Annotated in this window: 21 protein-coding genes; 6 read left to right on the top strand and 15 right to left on the bottom strand. The window is 64.9% G+C overall.

From position 1 onward, the window contains the following. Nucleotides 1–76 precede the first annotated feature (76 nt). From OUZ49_RS02760 to efp, 6 genes are all read right to left on the bottom strand, one after another. Nucleotides 77–919, bottom strand: coding sequence for an isoprenoid biosynthesis enzyme family protein (locus tag OUZ49_RS02760; RefSeq protein WP_266148402.1), 843 nt, complete (start codon nt 917–919; stop codon nt 77–79). Then, entirely contained in the window at nt 916–1,596 is a 681-nt protein-coding gene (locus OUZ49_RS02755; RefSeq protein ID WP_266148401.1) for an HAD family hydrolase, read from the bottom strand. The genes OUZ49_RS02760 and OUZ49_RS02755 overlap by 4 nt, the downstream gene beginning before the upstream one ends. Beyond that, complete coding sequence (ubiG, locus tag OUZ49_RS02750) at nt 1,593–2,315, bottom strand: bifunctional 2-polyprenyl-6-hydroxyphenol methylase/3-demethylubiquinol 3-O-methyltransferase UbiG (RefSeq protein ID WP_266148400.1); 723 nt, start codon at nt 2,313–2,315, stop codon at nt 1,593–1,595. The genes OUZ49_RS02755 and ubiG overlap by 4 nt, the downstream gene beginning before the upstream one ends. Nucleotides 2,316–2,346: 31 nt before the next feature. Then, on the bottom strand, nt 2,347–2,601 hold the full coding sequence (locus tag OUZ49_RS02745; protein WP_266148399.1) for a YciI family protein: 255 nt from the start codon (nt 2,599–2,601) through the stop codon (nt 2,347–2,349). Between the two features lie 12 nt (nt 2,602–2,613). Beyond that, nucleotides 2,614–3,954: a TRZ/ATZ family hydrolase gene (locus OUZ49_RS02740; RefSeq protein ID WP_266148398.1), complete on the bottom strand. Its 1,341-nt coding sequence runs from the start codon at nt 3,952–3,954 to the stop codon at nt 2,614–2,616. A 248-nt stretch (nt 3,955–4,202) separates the two neighbouring features. Next, entirely contained in the window at nt 4,203–4,772 is a 570-nt protein-coding gene (gene efp, locus OUZ49_RS02735; RefSeq protein WP_266148397.1) for an elongation factor P, read from the bottom strand. 90 nt (nt 4,773–4,862) lie between these two features. Here efp and epmB point away from each other — a divergent pair, with 90 nt between their 5' ends. Both epmB and OUZ49_RS02725 read left to right on the top strand, forming a co-directional pair. Next, on the top strand, nt 4,863–5,873 hold the full coding sequence (epmB, locus tag OUZ49_RS02730) for an EF-P beta-lysylation protein EpmB (protein ID WP_266148396.1): 1,011 nt from the start codon (nt 4,863–4,865) through the stop codon (nt 5,871–5,873). 193 nt (nt 5,874–6,066) lie between these two features. Further along, the gene (locus OUZ49_RS02725; RefSeq protein ID WP_266148641.1) at nt 6,067–8,118 is read left to right on the top strand and encodes a GGDEF/EAL domain-containing response regulator; all 2,052 of its coding nucleotides are present in this window, start codon (nt 6,067–6,069) and stop codon (nt 8,116–8,118) included. A 129-nt stretch (nt 8,119–8,247) separates the two neighbouring features. Here the strand turns inward: OUZ49_RS02725 and rplS are convergent, their stop codons facing one another. The 5 genes from rplS to ffh all read right to left on the bottom strand — a co-directional run bounded on the left by rplS (nt 8,248) and on the right by ffh (nt 11,854). Next, a complete protein-coding gene (gene rplS, locus OUZ49_RS02720) occupies nt 8,248–8,640 on the bottom strand; it encodes a 50S ribosomal protein L19 (protein WP_266148395.1) in 393 nt (130 codons plus the stop codon). A 29-nt stretch (nt 8,641–8,669) separates the two neighbouring features. Beyond that, a complete protein-coding gene (trmD, locus tag OUZ49_RS02715; protein WP_266148394.1) occupies nt 8,670–9,443 on the bottom strand; it encodes a tRNA (guanosine(37)-N1)-methyltransferase TrmD in 774 nt (257 codons plus the stop codon). 33 nt (nt 9,444–9,476) lie between these two features. After that, a complete protein-coding gene (rimM, locus tag OUZ49_RS02710; protein WP_266148392.1) occupies nt 9,477–9,992 on the bottom strand; it encodes a ribosome maturation factor RimM in 516 nt (171 codons plus the stop codon). 2 nt (nt 9,993–9,994) lie between these two features. Next, complete coding sequence (gene rpsP / locus OUZ49_RS02705) at nt 9,995–10,249, bottom strand: 30S ribosomal protein S16 (protein ID WP_266148391.1); 255 nt, start codon at nt 10,247–10,249, stop codon at nt 9,995–9,997. Between the two features lie 222 nt (nt 10,250–10,471). Then, the gene (gene ffh / locus OUZ49_RS02700; protein ID WP_266148390.1) at nt 10,472–11,854 is read right to left on the bottom strand and encodes a signal recognition particle protein; all 1,383 of its coding nucleotides are present in this window, start codon (nt 11,852–11,854) and stop codon (nt 10,472–10,474) included. 128 nt (nt 11,855–11,982) lie between these two features. Between ffh and OUZ49_RS02695 the strand changes: the two genes are divergently transcribed. The 3 genes from OUZ49_RS02695 to OUZ49_RS02685 are packed head-to-tail and all read left to right on the top strand — an operon-like array spanning nt 11,983 to nt 14,265. Further along, entirely contained in the window at nt 11,983–12,780 is a 798-nt protein-coding gene (locus OUZ49_RS02695; RefSeq protein ID WP_266148389.1) for a cytochrome C assembly family protein, read from the top strand. 5 nt (nt 12,781–12,785) lie between these two features. Beyond that, nucleotides 12,786–13,643: a formyltetrahydrofolate deformylase gene (gene purU, locus OUZ49_RS02690; RefSeq protein WP_266148388.1), complete on the top strand. Its 858-nt coding sequence runs from the start codon at nt 12,786–12,788 to the stop codon at nt 13,641–13,643. Nucleotides 13,644–13,656: 13 nt separating this feature from the next. Then, nucleotides 13,657–14,265, top strand: a complete 609-nt coding sequence (locus tag OUZ49_RS02685) for a glutathione S-transferase family protein (protein ID WP_266148387.1) — start codon at nt 13,657–13,659, stop codon at nt 14,263–14,265. A 440-nt stretch (nt 14,266–14,705) separates the two neighbouring features. Here OUZ49_RS02685 and radA read toward each other — a convergent pair whose 3' ends face one another. Continuing rightward, on the bottom strand, nt 14,706–16,088 hold the full coding sequence (gene radA, locus OUZ49_RS02680) for a DNA repair protein RadA (RefSeq protein WP_266148386.1): 1,383 nt from the start codon (nt 16,086–16,088) through the stop codon (nt 14,706–14,708). A 195-nt stretch (nt 16,089–16,283) separates the two neighbouring features. On the opposite strand from radA, the gene OUZ49_RS02675 reads away from it, so the two are divergent. Then, nucleotides 16,284–16,490: a DUF3079 domain-containing protein gene (locus OUZ49_RS02675; protein ID WP_266148384.1), complete on the top strand. Its 207-nt coding sequence runs from the start codon at nt 16,284–16,286 to the stop codon at nt 16,488–16,490. Nucleotides 16,491–16,513: 23 nt separating this feature from the next. Here OUZ49_RS02675 and alr read toward each other — a convergent pair whose 3' ends face one another. The 3 genes from alr to OUZ49_RS02660 form a co-directional block, all read right to left on the bottom strand. After that, a complete protein-coding gene (alr, locus tag OUZ49_RS02670; RefSeq protein ID WP_266148383.1) occupies nt 16,514–17,602 on the bottom strand; it encodes an alanine racemase in 1,089 nt (362 codons plus the stop codon). A gap of 984 nt (nt 17,603–18,586) precedes the next feature. Continuing rightward, complete coding sequence (locus tag OUZ49_RS02665) at nt 18,587–18,796, bottom strand: hypothetical protein (protein ID WP_266148382.1); 210 nt, start codon at nt 18,794–18,796, stop codon at nt 18,587–18,589. A gap of 12 nt (nt 18,797–18,808) precedes the next feature. Beyond that, entirely contained in the window at nt 18,809–18,961 is a 153-nt protein-coding gene (locus OUZ49_RS02660; RefSeq protein WP_266148381.1) for a DUF3309 family protein, read from the bottom strand. Nucleotides 18,962–19,186: the final 225 nt, after the last annotated feature.

Below are 19,186 nucleotides of genomic sequence, written 5' to 3'. Positions count from 1 at the left end.
GCAAGCGACATCAATCTTGGGGCACGACAGCAGCCTCGCAATAGTGGCGTGACGGAAACGCTGAGTCCCGCCGGGGTCAGTCGACCAGCTGCCGGCGCCAGGCCCGCGCCGCCTGCCAGGCCTGCCAGGTCACGCCAGGCCCCTGGCGACCCTGGCCTTGACGCAACACCTCCAGCGGATGGGCCGCCTTGCGCGCCCGCGCCACCAGCGCGCGCCCATGCCGCGATTCGAGCCCGCGAAACGCACTGAGCGGCCCCGCCAGGCGCTCGGATTCGCGCCAGGCGGCATACAGGTCGTCCAATTGGGCACGGATGGCGTCTTCACGCGCCGCACTGGTCATGCGCAGCTGGTTACGGCTCAGGCCGAAGCGGGCCAGCCGCGCCATCGGCAGGGCCAGCCGGTCGCGTTCGGCGTCCTCTTCCAGCCGCAGCAGGGAAAACAGCAAATGCGACAGCGTAGCGACGCGGCCGGCGCGTTCAGGGGAAACTTGTTCGCCAAACCACCACGCGGTCTCAAGTTCCGCCAGCGCACCATGCAAGAGGGATCCGGCGGCGAGCTGGGCGGGGAAATCCGCCGCCGTGCCCTCTTCCAGCTGCGCCATGGCGGCCAGCACCGGCGCCACCCAGCGTTCGCTCGGCAGGGCATGCGCGCGTTCGTCGTCGAACAGCACCTGGGTCAACGGATGGCGGCCACCGCTGGTGGCCGCACCGGAAAGCTCTTCAGCCCACCAGTTCAACTTGCCGGCGGCCACCTGCGGCTCACGGATGCCGTAGGCCGCCGCCAGCAACTCCTGCTCGAGCGCGGCCAGCGCGATATGGCCGGGATAGTTTTTTTGGTCGACGAAGGCCAGCGCGATGCGTTGTTGCGGCTGTACCGCGAGCCATTTGTCGATATAGCTCTGCAGCGCGGCCTCGCTCATGCCGTCACCCGTTGGCGACGCAGCAGTCCGGTGAGTTCGGACGGACGGTCGAGCACCAGATCGGCGTCCCACTGCTGCGGATCGCCGCCATCCAGATAACCCCAGCGAACGGCGACCGTATACAGGCCGGCGGCGGCGCCTGCGAGCACATCACGGCGATCGTCGCCGACGAACAGGCAACGTGCGGGATCGAGCCCGGCGCGTTCGCAGGCGAGCAGCACCGGCGCCGGGTCAGGCTTCTTAACCGGCAAGGTGTCGCCCGACACCACGGCGGCCACGCGCGGGGCCCAGCCAATGCGTTCCACCAGTCCGTCGGTCAGGAACCCTGGCTTGTTGGTGACGATGCCCCAGGCCAGACCCTGTGCCTCGATCACGGAGAGCAGTTCGTCCACACCTTCGAACGGACGCGTCTGGTCGGCCATGACCGCCTCGTAAAGCTCCAGGTAGCGCGGCACCAGGGTCAACAGTTCCGCCTCGCCGATAGCGGGAAAGGCACAGCGCAGGATCGCACGCGAACCACGCGACACCACCTCGCGCACCATCTCGTAGGGCGGCGCAGGGACGTCCATTTCCTCACACTGCTGCTTCAGTGCGCCAAAGAGGTCGACGGCGCTGTCGAGCAAGGTGCCGTCGAGATCGAACAGCACGCCCTGGATGTTTTGGGGAAAGGACTTCATGCCGGCTTGTGTGCGCTGATCAGATAATTCACCGCCGTGACGCGGCTCAACCAGGCTTTGCGGTTGATCGGGTTGTAGCCAAGGCCGGAAACGTCGTCCAGCTCCAGCCCGGCGTGGCGCAGCAGGCGGCCAAGCTCCGACGGCTTCAGGAACTGCGCGTAATGGTGCGTACCGCGCGGCAGCATGCGCGTGATGTATTCCGCACCAAGAATGGCAGCACCAAAGGCGACCGGCGTGCGATTGAGCGTGGACATCACCACCACCCCGCCCGGCTTCACCATGCGTGCCAGGTCGTTGACCAGGGCGGCCGGGTCGGGCACGTGCTCGATCAATTCCATGCAACACACGGCGTCGAAGCTTTCCGGCTCAGCCGCCGCCAGTTCGGCAGACGCCTGCACGCGATAGTCGACATGCAGGTCGGGCGCGTCGAGTCGCGACTCGTGCAGATGCAGGCGCGCAATCTCGATCACCTTCTCACCAAGATCGATGCCGGTGACATGGGCGCCAGCGCGAGCCAGGGCCTCGCTGAGCAGGCCACCGCCACAACCGACATCAGCCACCTTGGCACGCCGCAGATCCACGCGGGCTGCCACATAAGCGGCACGCACGGGGTTGAGATCATGCAGCGGACGGGACTCGCCGTCCGGGTCCCACCAGCGCGCCGCCAGCTTGCCGAAACGGGCGATTTCCTCGGGACTCACATTGGCCGCAGCTTGCATCGAACGCATCCTTTTTACCCAGCGGCAGAGCTTAACGCGCCTGCCATTCGTATACCGTGATATCCCAGCCGCCGCTCAGGTGGGCCGGGTCTTCATGCGCGATGGCCAGCGCCTCGTCGACGTGATCGGCGAGCAACAGATAGGCGCCGCCGGACTGGTCGCTGAAACCACCGCTCAGCTCGATACGCCCACCTGCGCGCAGGCCTTCCAGAAAATCCTTGTGCGGCTGCACGATGGCCGGATCGAAGCCGGGGCGCCGCATGGCCATAACGAGATAGCGATTCATCATGCTTTCCTTTCAACCCGCGTCGATGGCCGCAATGCGCTCGCGCCAGGCATGCGTCTTGGCGAGTATGGCGTCGGTGTCGATATCCACCAGGGTTCGCGCGGCGAGTTTGCGCACGCCATGGATCCACACGTCGCTCACCTGATGGCGTCCCGCGGCATAGGCCAGCTGCGAGGCGATATGGAACAGCGGCTGGGTTTCCAGATCGGACAGGCGCACGGCGGCAAGATCGGCCTGCTTGCCCACTTCGATCGAACCGATCCGGTCTTCCAGGCCCATGGCGCGCGCACCGTTGAGCGTCGCCGCGCGCAGCGCATACGCCGCATCAAAGGCCGCCGCGTCGCCCGCCACTGCCTTCGCCAGCAAGGCTGCCGTACGCATTTCGCCGAACATGTCCAGGTCGTTGTTGGAAGCGCAGCCGTCAGTACCCAGCGCCACATTCACGCCGGCCCGGCGCAGCTTCTCGGCGGGGCAGAAGCCCGACGCCAGCTTGAGATTGGATTCCGGGCAATGCACGACGGAGACGCCCGCCTCCGCGCAAGCGGCGATTTCGCCTTCGGTGAGCTGGGTCATGTGCACCGCGATCAGGCGATCGTTGACCAGGCCCAGCTTCTGCAGCCGCTGGAACGGACGCAGGCCGCTCTTGCCCTTCTCTTCATCCACCTCATGCGCGGTTTCATGCGTATGCAGATGCACCTGGATATCGAGCTGGTCGGACAGCACGCGGATGCGCTCGAAGCTCTCGTCCGACACGGTGTACGGCGCATGCGGCGCAAAGGCCGTGCCGACCAGTGGATCGCCGCGAAAGCTGTCGTGCACCTCGATGGCGCGCTCGAAGTATTCGTCCTGCGACTTTGCCCAGGCCGTCGGGAATTCGATCACCGGCAGGCCGACCACGGCGCGGAAGCCCATGCGCCGGTAGGTGGCGCCGATGACATCGGGGAAAAAGTAATTCTCGTTGGCGCAGGTAGTGCCGCCGCGAATCATCTCGGCCACGGCCAGTTCCACGCCATCGCGCACGAACTCCGGCCCGATCACCTGCCCTTCCACCGGCCAGATATGTTTTTGCAGCCACACCATCAAGGGTAGGTCGTCGGCCAGGCCACGCAGCAAGGTCATCGGGTTGTGCGTGTGGGTGTTGACCAGGCCAGGGATCAGCACGTGTTCGCCTAGCTCCACGCGTTCGCGCGGCGCATAGGCAGCTCGCGCGTCGGCGATGGGCAGCAATGCAACGATCACGCCCTGGTCCACCGCCACGGCGTGCTGTTCCAGCACGACGCCATGCGGCTCCACGGGCACGACCCAGCGCGCCTCGATCAGCAGGTCGATGGTCTGCGGGGTGGTATGGCTCATCCTTAGGCTCGCTTTTTCAATGGTGGATACGACATGGGGCGGATCACCTCGCGGTGGCCGCCCCATGGTTGCCTGAATTCATGACGCTTCAGGCATCGCCGTTCCAGCGCAGGCTGGGACCCAGTGATTGTTGCGGTAACGCCACGTGAGCAAGTTCGTGTGCTTCGCACGGCATCTTTCGCTGGACCGCTGCCCTTGCAGGGATGACGAACCGGCCAGGGCGCGGGCGAAGCCCGCGCGCCGGTTCGTCACTTGCCGACGCGGCTGACGTATTCACCCGTGCGGGTGTCGACCTTGATCGTTTCATCCTGGCCGACAAACAGGGGCACGCGCACCACGGCGCCGGTTTCCAGCGTGGCCGGCTTGCCACCGCCACCGGAGGTATCGCCACGCACGCCTGGATCGGTCTCGGTGATCTTCAGCTCGACGAAGTTCGGCGGCTGGACCGCGATGACCTCGCCGTTGAACAGCGTGACCACACACTCTTCCTCGCCCTTGAGCCACTTGGAGGCATCGCCCATGCCGGCCTTGCCGGCCTGGTGCTGCTCGAAGCTTTCCTGGTGCATGAAGTGCCAGAACTCGCCATCGGAGTACAGGTACTGCATGTCAGTGTCCACGACGTCGGCGACTTCGAAGCTGTCGCTGGACTTCATGGTCTGCTCGGTGGTGCGTCCGTTCTTCAGGTTGCGGATGAAGATGCGGGTGAAGGCCTGGCCCTTGCCGGGCTTGATGAACTCGGCCTCGGTGATGACCCACGGGTCGTTGTTGTGAAGGATCTTCATACCCTTCTTGACGTCATTCAGACCGGCGGTCGCCATGCGCTATCTACTCCAAAAGGTAAAACCGCCACGCGGGGCGGCTAGAATTAGGGTCTGTCGCGGGCCCAAAGGCCCGTCCCAAGGCCCACCATGATAACCGCAAGCCCTACTGCCCGCCTATCGCCAGCCGCCGCCGACTGGCGCGAGCTGTGGCGAGATGCCATTACCAACGCTGCCGAACTCCTGCAGGCCGCGGGCCTCGGCCACCGCGCCGACCTGCTGCCAGTCGACGATGCGGGCTTCGCGCTGCGCGTCCCACGCGGCTTCGTGGCGCGGATGCGCCAGGGCGACCCTGCCGACCCCCTCCTGCTGCAGGTCTTGCCGCGGGCGGCCGAGCACGACCAGGTCGAAGGTTTCACGACGGATGCTGTGGGTGACCTGCCCGCGAAGGCAGGGCAAGGGGTCCTGCACAAATACAGCGGCCGTGCTTTGCTGGTCGCCAGCGGCAGCTGCGCCATCAATTGCCGCTACTGTTTTCGCCGACACTTTCCCTATGGCGACGAGATCGCCGCCGCGGGGCAGTGGCGCAAGGCCCTGGACCATGTCCGACAGGACCCGACGATCACCGAGCTGATCCTGTCCGGCGGCGACCCGCTCTCACTCGCCACAGCCAAGCTGGAAGAGCTCACTCAGGGCCTGCAGGAGATCCCGCACGTCGTGCGCCTGCGCATCCATACCCGCTTGCCGGTGGTGCTGCCTGAGCGCGTCGACCGGGCGCTGATGGACTGGATGGCGCAACTGCCACTGCAGAAGGTGGTGGTGCTGCATGCCAATCACGCCAACGAATTCGACGCCAGTGTGGACGAAGCCTGCGCGCGGCTGCGCGAGGCCGGCGCCACCCTGCTCAACCAGGCGGTGCTGCTGCGTGGCGTCAATGACAACGCCGATGCACTCGCAGCGTTGTCCGAACGCATGTTCGCCGCCGGCGTGCTGCCCTACTACCTGCACCAGCTCGACCGGGTGCGGGGGGCGGCCCACTTCGAAGTCGATGACAGCCGTGCACTCGCCCTGGTCGAAGAGCTGCGCCAGCGCCTGCCCGGCTACCTGGTGCCCAAGCTGGTGCGTGAAGTAGCCGGCGAAGCGTCCAAAACGCCGCTTTAGTCACGCCACTCCGGCGCCCGTGCGCGCGCCCTGCAAGGACTTTGAACCAGCTCACAGCTGTGGGCCGTGTCACTTCCGGAATATTTCCGCTGGTAGTGACTGACGGAATCCGCTACAACCACGCATGGCCCGCGCCCTGCTGTCATGGCAGGTTTGACCCTCTGCGGCGAACAATGGATAGCTCGACGTGCCCATGAAAACAGACCAGGTCATCAAGATCCTTTTCATCGAAAAGTCGGTCGAAGACGCGGAACAGATCATCAGCCTGCTGCGCAACAGCGGCATTGCCGTGCGCCCGGCGCGCGCCACCAGCACCGATCAAGTAACGGCCGCCCTCGACGAGCTGGGTCCGGACATCGTGCTGTTCGACCCCTCCGTGGGCACCGTCGAACTGCGTGACCTCACCCGCCTGCTGGACGCCCATGGGCGCGATCTCTCGCTGATCGCCCTGGTCGCCCAGGTCGACAATGCCGTGGTCACCGACCTGTTCGTCAATGGCGCCCGCAGCGTGGCGCTGCGGCCGCAGCCCAAGCAGCTGATGGCAGTGATCCAGCGCGAGTTCGACGCCCTCAATACGCGTCGCCAGCTGCGCCGCCTGGAGACCGCCCTGCGCGAGTCCGAGCGTCGCTGCGATGCCTTGCTCGACTCGTCCAACGATCCCATCGCCTACGTGCACGAAGGCATGCACGTGCGCGCCAACCAAGCCTATCTCGATACATTCGGCTACACCGATTTTGACGACCTGCTCGGCCTGCCCGTGCTGGACATGATCGGTCCGAGCGACACCGAAGAGTTCAAGGCAACCCTGAAAGGCCTGTCACGCGGCGAGAAGCACAACGGCCCGCTCGAGCTGCAGGCGCGCCGGGCCGACGCCACCAGCTTCAAGGCCAGCGTGGAATTTGCCCATGCCACGTTCGAGGGCGAACCCTGCCTGCAGGTGGTGTTCCGACGCCAGCAGGTCGACGCCAGCGTGATCGAGCAGCTGCAGCGCGACCAGGTCACCGGCCTGTTCAATCGCGCGCGCACGCTCGAAGCCATCGACCAGGCGGTGGCCGCGGCCACGGAGGGCACCAAGGGCCAGTCACTGCTGCTGATCGAGCCGGACAACTGGCAGACCATTGTGGCCGGCGTGGGCCTGGCCAAGGCCGACGAGCTGCTCGCCGCGTTCGCCGCGCGCGTGGAAGCACAGCTCGGCGCGCACGATACGGCCGGCCTGCTGGCCGAACACACGGTCGGCGTGCTGCTACACACCCGCAACGACGAAGGCATCAAGAGCTGGATCGCCAGCCTGCAGCAGAGCATCGCCGGCGGCATCTTCGATCTCGGCACCCGCTCCATCACGATCACCGCCAGCATCGGCGGCAGCCTGCTGGGCGAGAAGAACGCGAATACCGAGCTGCTGCTCAACCAGGCCAGCCAGGCCCTGCGCAATGCGCAGAGCCAGGGTGGCAACCGTAGCGACCTGCATGATCCTGCCGCGCGCGAGAAGGCCGACGAGGAACGCGAGCGCTACTGGCTGGGCGTGCTGCAGCAGGCGCTCACGCAGAATGATTTCGTGCTCTATCACCAGCAGACGATCAGCCTGCAGGACGCCGAAGGCGAATTCTCGGAAATCCTGCTGCGCCTCAATGGCCCGCAGGGCGAAGTGCTGCCGGGCTTCTTCATGCCGATCGCCGAGAAGCACAACCTCACTCCCGCGATTGACCGCTGGGTACTGAACGAGGCGATCGAGGCACTCAAGGCGCGCGAGCGCATGGGCACGCCGACCACGTTCTTCGTCAAGCTGACCTCGGGCTCATTGCAGGATGCCGAGTTGCTGCCCTGGCTGGGCGATCGCTTGAACAAGGCGGCGCTGAAGCACGGACAGCTGGTGCTGGAAACCACCGAGAGCAAGGTGGTGACCTCGCTGCGCCCGGCGCAGGAATTCATCACGGCCTGGAAAAAGCTGGGCGGCCAGTTCGCGCTGGAGCAGTTCGGCTCGGGCCTCAACTCGTTCCAGCTGCTCAACCATATCGACGCGGACTACCTGAAGATCGACCGCAGCTATATGGCGGACCTGCCGCAGCAGCAGGAGAGCCAGAAGAAGGTCGCCGAGATCTGCCGCCAGGCACGCGAACTGAAGAAGCAGACCATTGCCGAATGGGTGGAAGACGCCGCCAGCACCTCGCTGCTGTTTGCCTGCGGCGTGGACTTCGTGCAGGGCAACTTCCTGCAGGAACCCCAGCGGCTCAGCATCGGTAACTGACCGGGGTGCAATCACCCCGGGTGCGTCTCGGCGCACCGCCCATGCCAGACTCGCCAGCACAAGCCCAACGCAAAAACCCCGCGGATCGCTCCGCGGGGTTTTTGTTGTAGCGGATGACGCGTACCGAGCTTACTCGGCAGCAGCAGCCTTCTTCGCAGCCTTGGCAGCGGAGACGGCGGCGATGTCTTCCTTGATGCGGGCCGCCTTGCCTTCCAGGCCGCGCAGGTAGTACAGCTTGGCGCCACGCACCTTGCCCTTGCGCTTGACTTCGAGCGAGTCGATGGCCGGGCTGTGCGCCTGGAACACGCGCTCCACGCCGGTGCCGTGCGAGATCTTGCGCACGGTGAAGGCGGAATGCAGGCCGCGGCTGCGCTTGGCGATGACGACACCCTCGAACGCCTGGACGCGCTCGCGATTGCCTTCCTTCACTTTCACGTTGACCACCACGGTGTCGCCAGGGCCGAATTCCGGCAGCTGGCGGGTGATCTGCTCGGCTTCGAACTGTTCAATGATCTTGTTCATGGCAACACCTGTCTCATATCAAACTGCGGTCACTGGGTGACCGTATCGTTGTGCCGCGCTTGCGATCGTGCATGCTCGCGGCGGAATTCGTCCAACAGCGCTCGGGATTCAGCATCCAGCGCGCGCTGCGCCAAAAGATCGGGACGTCGCAACCAGGTCCGTCCCAGCGACTGCTTCAGGCGCCAACGGCGAATCGCCGCGTGGTCACCGGAAAGCAACACCTCCGGTACGTCGCCCAGTGCATCGTGCACCGGTTTTGCATAGTGCGGACAATCCAGCAGGCCATCCGAAAACGAATCCTGCTGCGCCGACTGCGCGTCGTTCAACGCGCCTTCCTGCAAGCGGCCCACGGCATCGATGATCACTGCCGCGCCAAGCTCGCCACCTGACAGCACATAATCGCCGATGGAGAGCTCCTCGTCGACCTCGTGCGCAAGCAAACGCTCGTCCACACCTTCGTAACGCCCACAGAGCAAGGCGATGCGCGGCAGTTTCGCCAGCGCTTCCACCCTACCCTGCGTCAGCCGCGCTCCCTGCGGACTGAGATAAATCACGTGCACCGGCTCCGGTGCGACTTCACGCATGGCCTTGAGGGCCGCGCGCAAAGGCTGGATCAGCATCACCATGCCGGGCCCGCCGCCGCAGGTGCGGCCGTCCACGGTACGGTAATTGTCGGTGGCGTAGTCGCGCGGGTTCCAGGTTTCCACCTGCAGCAGCTCGCGCTGTTGCGCTCGCCCCACGACACCAACGGCAGCACACTGACGCATGAAGTCGGGAAACAACGTGACGACATCGATGCGCATGATCCTCAACCCTTTAGGCCGCGCCAGGCGCGCTCAGAATTCAGGATCCCAGTCCACCACCATGCGCCCACCGGACAAGTCCACTGAACGCACATAAGAACCCTGGACGAAAGGAATCAGCCGCTCGCGCGCGCCGTCCTTAACCACCACGACATCATTGGCGCCGGTCGCGAAGACATGACTGACCCGCCCCAGCATGACGCCTTCCGTGGTGACGACCTCAAGACCTTCGAGATCGACCCAGTAATACTCATCCTTGCCGGGAGGAGGCAGCAACTCGCGGGCGACATAAATGTCCTGTCCCACCAATGCTGCCGCGGCTTCGCGGCCATCCACGCCAGGCAGTTGGGCAATCAGCCCCTTGCCCTGCGGACGTCCCTTCACTCCCGTGATCTCCGTCTCCACACCCGGCGCCGATGAGAGCTGCCAGGGCTGGTAGGTGAAGATCCGCGTGCGGGGCTCGGTCCAGGATTCGAGCTTGACCCAGCCCTGCACGCCGTACAGCCCGACGATGCGTCCTACCAGGACGCGCCGACCGGCTGCCGTCATGCTCAGGCAGCCTGCTGCTTGCCGGCTTCCTTCACCAGGGCCGCGACCTTGTCGGTCAGCTGCGCACCCTTGGCAACCCACTCCTGCACGCGCACGACGTTCAGTTCAAGGCGCTTGTCCTTGCCCGAGGCAACCGGGTTGTAGAAACCAACGTTCTCAATGCTGCGGCCGTCGCGCTTGCTGCGCTGATCGGTGACAACGATGTGGTAGAACGGACGGCCCTTGGCGCCGCCGCGCGAAAGACGAATCTTGACCATAAGTAAAAGCTCCAGAGTTGCCGGATGCCGGCAGCACGCACTTAGCCGTGCGCGGTAAACGCGGCATTTTAATGAATTTTGGGGAAAAAGGAAGGGGTTGGGGTAAAAGCGGGGGCTAGGGATGAGTGGCGAGGGCGCAAAAACCGGCTACCGGGGCCCGTGATGGGCGGCCGCGACGCATGAGGCCATCGCCCCTCACCCCTCGTCCCTCACCCCTGGATTTCAACGCATCGGCGGGAAACCACCGCCCATGCCGCCCATGCCCTTCATGGCGCCCTTCATCTGCCGCAGCAGACCCTTGGAGCCGCCCTTGGAGAGCTTGGACATCATTTTCTCCATCTGCATGTACTGCTTCAGCAGACGGTTGACGTCGGCCGGCTGGGTGCCCGAACCGCGCGCCACACGGGCACGGCGGGAACCATTCAGCAGGTCCGGATGACGACGTTCTTTCTTGGTCATCGAGCCGATGATCGCGATCATGCGCTTGATCTCACCGTCGTTGACCTTGGATTTCACGCTATCGGGCAGGCCCGACACGCCCGGCAGCTTGTCCATCAGGCCGGCCAGGCCGCCCATGCTGTTCATCTGCTCGAGCTGGTCGCGCATGTCGTTGAGATCGAAGCGCTTGCCCTTGATGACCTTCTCGGCCAGCTTCTGCGCCTTTTCCTGATCGACCTTGCGCTCGACTTCCTCGACCAGCGACAGCACGTCGCCCATGCCGAGGATGCGCTGCGCCACGCGATCCGGATGGAACGGCTCCAGCGCATCGGTCTTCTCGCCCGCGCCCAGAAACTTGATCGGACGGCCAGTGACATAACGCACGGACAGCGCCGCGCCACCGCGCGCATCACCATCGGTCTTGGTCAGCACCACGCCGGTGAGCGGCAACGCTTCGGCAAACGCCTTGGCGGTATTGGCCGCGTCCTGACCGGTCATGGAGTCGACCACGAACAGGGTTTCGATCGGGGTGATCGCGGCATGCAGCGCCTTGATCTCCGCCATCATGGCCTCGTCCACGTGCAGGCGGCCGGCGGTATCGACCAGCAACACGTCGACCACTTCGCGACGCGCGGCGGCAATCGCGTTCTTCGCGATATCGACCGGATTCTGGCCGGCTTCGGACGGGAAGAACTTCACCCCGACCTGTTCGGCCAGCGTGCGCAGCTGCTCGATGGCGGCCGGACGGTACACGTCGCAGCTCACCACCATCACCTTTTTCTTCTTGCGCTCGGTGAGGAAGCGGGCGAGCTTGGCCACCGTGGTGGTCTTGCCGGCGCCTTGCAGGCCAGCCATCAGCACCACCGCAGGCGGCTGCTGGGCGAGGTTGAGCTCGGCATTGGCCGTGCCCATCAGGGCGGTCAGCTCGTCGCTGACCACCTTCACCAGCGCCTGGCCCGGCGACAGGCTCTTGAGCACTTCCTGGCCCACTGCGCGCACCTTGACGCGCTCGACCAGGGCCTGCACCACCGGCAAGGCCACGTCGGCTTCCAGCAGCGCAATACGCACTTCGCGCATGGACTCGCGAATGTTCTCTTCGGTCAGGCGACCGCGGCCACGCAGGCGGTTGACGGTGGCGGATAGGCGTTGGCTGAGCGACTCGAACATAAGCAGCGGGTGACCTTGGAGGATCGCAGAGTATAGCGGACCACGACGCGCTGGTCCGGCCACCCGGTTCTGACAGGGTGACGCCCCTCCTCCACAGGCGCCCGACTTACCCCCTACACTCCCGCGTCATGGCCATCACCCTCTTCGCCCTGCTTGCCGTCGTGCTCTATCTCACCGCCGCCGCCGGCCTGGCGCGGCCGTTGCTGGGCGGCGGCAAACCGCTGAATCGCTCGGCCCTGGCCCTGGCCGGCACCGCCGTGGTGATTCACGCAGGCATTCTGCTGAGCATTCACCGCGGCGCCCTGGACCTGCATTTCTTCGCTGCGCTGTCGCTGGCGGCTTGCGTGGTCTCGGCACTCACCCTGGTGGTCAATATCTCGCGTCCGGTGGCGGCGCTGGGCGTGATCGTGTTTCCGCTCACCGCCCTGTTGTTGGCGGCGGATACGTTTGTAGCGCCAGCCACCTCGCCACAGCCGCTGGAATGGCAGATCAAGCTGCATGTCACGGTGGCTCTGCTCGCCTTCAGCCTGCTGTCGATCGCGGCAGCGCTGGCGATCCTGCTGGCGATCCAGGAGCGCGCCTTGCGCCACCGCCAGTTCGGCCCCTGGCTGCGCGCGCTGCCGCCGCTGACGCTTACCGAGACCCTGCTGTTCCGCTTGATTGGCGCGGGTTTCGTCCTGCTCACGCTGACCCTGCTCAGCGGCATCCTGTTCGTGGAAAACCTGTTCGGCCAGCACCTGATCCACAAGACGGTGTTGTCGATCATCGCGTGGCTGGTGTTCGGCGCCCTGCTTTACGGGCGCTGGCGGCATGGCTGGCGCGGCCGCAGCGCAGTGAATCTCACCCTGACCGGCATGGGCGTACTGCTGCTGGCGTTCTTCGGCACCAAGGCCGTACTGGAACTGATCCTGCACCGCACGCCCTGACCCGCATGGCCGCCGACCAGTTCATCCTCACCCTCTCCTGTCCGGATCGCGCCGGCATCGTGGCGGCGGTTTCGGGGCATCTGGCGGGACGTGGCTGCAATATCGTGGAGGCGCAGCAGTTCGGCGACGACGAGACGGCGCGTTTCTTCCTGCGCCTGGTCTTCCAGAGCGGCGGCATCGACCAGGATGAGCTACAACGCGGCTTTGCCGCCGTCGCCGATACGTTCGACATGCAATGGACCTTGCGCGATCGCACGCAGCGCCACCGCGTCCTGTTGCTGGTGTCGAAATTCGACCATTGCCTGGCTGACGTGCTGTATCGCTGGCGCATCGGCGAGCTGTCGATGGACATCGTCGGCATCGTCGCCAACCATCCACGTGAGACGTATCGGCACCTGGACTTCGACACCATCCCGTTCCATTTCCTGCCCATCGACAGAGAGCATCGCGTGGCGCAGGAAGCTGCCTTGTCGAAACTGATCGAAGCCAGCGGCGCCGAGCTCGTCGTGCTCGCCCGCTATATGCAAGTGCTTTCAGCCGGGCTGGCAAGGCAGCTGGAGGGGCGCTGCATCAATATCCATCATTCCTTCCTGCCCGGTTTCAAGGGTGCGCGCCCGTACCATCAGGCGCACCGCCGCGGCGTCAAGCTGATCGGCGCCACGGCGCACTTCGTCACGGCGGAACTGGACGAAGGCCCGATCATCGAACAGGACATCGAGCGCGTGACGCATGCCGACACGCCGGACGACCTGATCCGCATCGGCCGCGATATTGAGCGTCGCGTACTGGCGCGCACCTTGCGGCTTTACCTCGACGACCGCGTGCTGCTCAACGGCAGCAAGACGGTCATCTTCACTTCATGACCTGGAGAATCTGGTGGACCTGATCGGCATGCTCGACTCCCCCTATGTTCGCCGCGCGGCCATTTCGCTGCGCCTGCTGGGGATCCCCTTCACTCATCGCTCGCTGTCCGTGTTCCGCAACTTCGACGAATTCCGGTCGATCAATCCGCAGGTGAAGGCGCCGACCCTGGTCCTGGACAACGGCAACCTGCTGGTCGACTCCAATCTGATCATCGACTGGGCCGAGACCATCAGCGACCGCCCCAGCCTGATGCCAAGCGAGCCGACCGAGCGCCTGCGCGCGCTGCGCCTGATCGGCGCCGCGCTTACCGCCAGCGAGAAGAGCGTGCAGATCGTCTATGAGCACAAGCGCGAGGCCGACAAGCGCGACGCAGCGTGGCTGCAACGGGTGAAAGGCCAGTTGCATGCGGCTTACGATGCGTTGGAACGCGACATCAACGGCACGAATGGCTGGCTGTTCGGCAGCGCGCCGGGACAGGCCGACATTTCCATCGCCGTGGCCTGGGGTTTCACCCAGTTGGTGACGCCAGAGACCATCGACCCGTCGTCCTACCCACGGCTAGCGGCATTCGCTGCACGCGCGGAACAGCATCCGGACTTTGCGGCGTTACCGCCGGTGTGAATAGGCTTTCGACCTTCTCCGCTATGGCGAAGAAGGTCGAAACAACCCCGGCGCCCAAGGACTCCGATAGCCACCACCCCACCAACGCCTTAAGCCCTCTCCGCATCGGCGCGTTGTGGTGTAGCCGCTGTGTGTCGGCCATGGGCCGCCACGTATCTGGCTGGCCGCGCCCGTCAGGCTTGTATCCCACGCAATGCTACGAGCTCTCAAGGCCATTTTCTTTGGGTTACTTTTCTTTTGGGCCAGCAAAAGAAAAGTGACTCGGCTGCCGGCAGGCAGTCGAAACGCCCGCTGCGTAAGCGGCACCCTTGCAGCCACGCTCGGTTGTCGCGCTGTCGCGAGCACCCGCCCCTCATCCCAACCTTCTCCCCGACGGGGAGAAGGAGCAGAGAGCGCCAGCAAGCGTTCGAGGCGCCCGAAGGAGAGAAGAGGAAGAAAGCTCAGCGGCAGGCGTCAATGGCTTCCGACAGCCGCTCCACCGCCACCACCTCCATATCACCCACGCGCCCCTTCTTCGGCGCATTCGCCTTCGGCACGATGGCACGCTGGAAACCGTGGTGTGCAGCTTCCTTCAAGCGCTCCTCGCCATTCGGCACCGGCCGAATTTCCCCGGAAAGGCCCACTTCGCCAAAGGCGATGTTCTTCTCCGGCAGCGGACGATCGCGCAGGCTGGACAGCACCGCCAGCAGCACCGGCATATCGGCTGCCGTTTCCTGCACGCGAATGCCGCCGACCACGTTGACGAACACGTCCTGGTCGTAGGCCGCCACACCGCCATGTCGATGCAAGACGGCCAGCAGCATGGCCAGGCGGTTCTGCTCCAGACCCAGGGCCACGCGCCGCGGGTTGCCCAGTGATGATTGGTCCACCAGCGCCTGCACCTCGACCAGCAGCGGCCGCGTACCCTCGCGCGTCACCATCACGGCGCTACCCGACGTCGGACCGCTATGCGCGGAGAGGAAGATCGCCGAGGGATTGGACACTTCACGCAAGCCCTTTTCCGACATGGCGAATACGCCCAGCTCGTTGACGGCGCCGAAGCGGTTCTTGAACGCGCGCAACACGCGGAAGCGGCTGCCGGATTCGCCTTCGAAATACAGCACCGCGTCCACCATGTGCTCGAGCACGCGCGGTCCCGCGATGCCGCCCTCCTTGGTGACGTGTCCCACCAGGAACACCGAGGTGCCGGTTTCCTTGGCAAAACGGGTGAGCTTGGCCGCCGATTCGCGCACCTGGCTCACCGAGCCCGGCGCCGCCGTGAGCAGCTCGGTCCAGATGGTCTGGATCGAGTCGATCACCAGGACCCGTGGCCGGTTCGCCAGGGCCTGTTCGATGATGCGCTCGATGCAGGTTTCGGCCAGCGCGTGCAGCGGCGCCAGCGGCAGGTCCAGGCGCTGCGCGCGCGCAGCGACCTGGGCCAGCGATTCCTCGCCGGTGACGTAGACGCTGGACAGCTGCGCGCCGAGCGTACCCAGCATCTGCAACAGCAAGGTGGATTTGCCGATGCCCGGATCGCCGCCAATCAGCACCACCGAACCATCGACCAGGCCACCGCCCAGCACGCGATCCAGTTCGCCGATGCCGGTAAGCGTGCGCGTTTCGGCATTCAAGGCGACCGCGGTCAGCGGCGTCACCTTAGGCGAACCCGCCGCAGCGCCCGCGTAGCCAGTCGTACTGCGCGCAGCACCTGCGGACTTCACCGCAGGCTGCACCACGAATTCGCTCAAGGTGTTCCAGGCGCCGCATTCAATGCACTGGCCCTGCCATTTCGAATGCTCTGCACCGCAGTCGGTGCAGACATAGGCGGTCTTGGCTTTGGCCATGCGGATTTCCAGGTTGAGGTACGTAGTTGGGAGAGCTTAGCCTCCCGGCATCGCAAACGGCGAGACGCGTGCCCCCCCGCCAGGGCCTTGCTCCCCGCAGCCGCGGAATCCGACGGATGACTGACCTGCATCAAGGCGGGGCCGACCTGGGCCGCGTACGGTCATCTTCGGCTCTCCGGACCGCTGATCGGCAGCATGAAGTCAAAGAAGATCGCCCTGCACCCCAAGCATCCCGAGCGGATTTGCTGGGGCTGCGACAAGTACTGCGCCGCCGATGCGTTGCGCTGCGGCAATGGCTCCGAACGCACGCCGCACCCGGTCGAGTCGTTTGGCGACGACTGGCTGGAGTTCGGCCTGGACACGGCATCGGCGCGTTGCGCCGATCCCCTGGAGCCCGCTTAGGTTGCCGGTATCCGCGAGCGCAATCAGTGCTCGTCTTCGACAAACAAGACGCGACGGGTCATGCCGCAAGTCAGGTCGTACGAGATGGTGCCCGCCTGTGCAGCGATGATCTCGACCGGCAATGGCTCTCCCCACAAGGTGACACGATCGCCCACCTTGGCGTCAGGCGCCTGGCGCAGGTCCAGCGTGATCAGGTCCATGGACACGCGGCCGATAAGCGGCACCTGCCGCTCGCCCACCAGCACGGGCGTACCGGCCACCGCGCTGCGCGGGTAACCATCGCCATAACCCACGGCGGCCACGCCTACCGCCATGTCTTCCGGACAGGTCCACGTGCCGTTGTAGCCGATGCGCTCGCCCTTGCCGATCCGATTGATTGCAATCAAACGCGTGCTCAGCGTCATGGCCGGGCGGAAACCAAAGTCCGCGCCGGTTTTTCCGTCCACCACGGAGAGCCCATACAGCAAGCCGCCCGTACGCACCCAGTCGCCGCGCGCATCGGCCCAGCCAAGCACGGCAGCGGAGTTGGATAGCGAGCGCGGCCCACGCAGGCCTCGCGTGGCCTCGGCGAAGCGAATGATCTGCGCAGGCGTCTGCATCCCATCAAACACTTCCGACTCGGCAAAATGCGTCAGCAAGCCGATTTCCGGATCGATCCCCGGGATGGTCGCCAGCTGCGCATGCACAAACCCTACCGCCTCCGGCGCGAAGCCCAGGCGATGCATGCCACTGTCTACCTTCAGCCACACGCGCAGCGAGCCCCGCGCTGGTGACGCTTCCTTCAACCAATGCAGTTGCGCTTCGTGATGGATCGCTGCATCCAGATTCAGTCGCTGCATTTCTGCGATATCGCTGGCCTGGTCCGGACCGGACAACACCACGATACGTTGCCGATGTCCCGCCGCACGCAGGCGCAGTCCATCGCCCAGCGCCGCCACGGCAAAGGCGTCCGCCTCGCCATCGAGCGCACGCGCCACGCGTTCCAGCCCATGCCCATACGCATCGGCCTTGACCACGGCCATCACCTTCGCCGGCGCGGACAGCGCCTTGATGCGGGCCAGATTGTGGCGCAATGCGCCGAGATGGACGGTGGCGACAGTAGTACGACTCATGCCTGCTTGGTGCCGCAGCCGCGGCGCGATAAGAGAGGAGAGGGACGCTCCGGGACGGACGTTTGCCGCGGACCTTGCAGGCAGCTTAGCAGCACTGCCTGATCCACCCGATGCGACGCCCCAACCCTAACCCCACCCCGCGGCTGGATCGAGCCATCACGATGGCAGTTATCGGGCAATCCACGACCCGCCGCTCAAGCCTGGCCCCAAGCCGGCGCGACACGCATGCCTTGCCGCTGCCGGCGGCAAGCCGACAAGCAGCTGGCAACCCACTCCTTCAGAGAGAAGCCAGGCGCGCCTTACGCCCCTTGGCAGCGCCTGACCGCGTCGCGGCGAGCGTGCGTATATTGCGTCTGATCCATGCGACCGGCGTCAAACGCGCCGCGCAAATCCAGCAACCGCATATCGCAAGGCTCATTCTTTTGCGCAACGCGGGTCGTACTCGCGCAGCCCACAAGCGCCATACAGCAACCCAACAAAAGACCTGGTAGCAGTGATTTGTTCATGACCAGTGCACCTCACGGAACACCCATAACGAGTAACACCATCGGAACAGGGAGGTTGGCACCCAGGCTGCTGCCCGGCCCGTGGCATCAGGAGCGGCTTTGCAGCGAAAAGGGATGGCAGCAGGCGGTAAAAGCAAGATGACTGCTGAGGAATCATCGACATGGATGCACCTCGGAGAAACGCGCCCAACAGGCTGCGCCCGACGACGTAAACGTCCCAGGTGTTTTCCGTGTAAAAGCTGCATAGGTGAAAGATCGCGTACAGGCGCCGTTACGTTACGTGACGACCGCCTGATAGACGGCCAAACGCATTCGTCACGTCGACTTTCTTCGGCAAGAATGTGCGCATAGGCGACATCCGCAATTACGAGCCGGTGATCTCGCCTGGGGCGCCGGGACCCAAGGACCGGCCCCGACGCCCGTCACAGCCTCGTACCCCGCGAGGCTTCCTGCCGGGCGCCATCGCGCCAGCAAGATCCTAGGACGACTTATCGCAGCGCTTGATCGCTTCCCGGCGAGCCCGCTCATATTCGTGCTGGGTCATGGCGCCCGAAGCAAGCGCATTCTGCAAATCCGTCATTTGCCTGCCGCAGGTCTCGTTGTTCTGCACCACGCGCGTGGTACTCCCGCAGCCGGCAAGGGGTACGCAACCGCCAACCAGCAACGCGAGAATCCATGATCTGTTCATGGCCACCTCACCTCAGATGACGCCCATGACGAGCAAGACGATGAGAACGACAAGAATGATGCCGAGGCCACCGCTTGGCCCGTAACCCCAGGAGCGGCTATACGGCCAGGCCGGGACAGCGCCAAGCAGAAGCAACACGATGATGAGCAGAAGAATGAGCGACATGGGTTACGCCTCTGGTGTAAACACAGCTGGCAGGCTGCGCCCGCGCACGTGAATGGCCCCGGTGGATTTCGTGTAGGTGATGCATAGGACAGGCCCGCGGTACAGCTGGCATTTCGTGAGATGAGCCCAAGCTGATGGAGGGCTGGATGCGTCGTTACATCGCCTGGCTTGGCAAGGCACGATTCATCAACGGTGGCGACATCGCCGAGAAATCGCGCAGTGATG

The sequence above is a fragment of the Dyella halodurans genome, assembly GCF_026283925.1.
Taxonomy (GTDB): domain Bacteria; phylum Pseudomonadota; class Gammaproteobacteria; order Xanthomonadales; family Rhodanobacteraceae; genus Dyella; species Dyella halodurans.
This window is presented reverse-complemented; position numbering and strand designations above follow the sequence as displayed.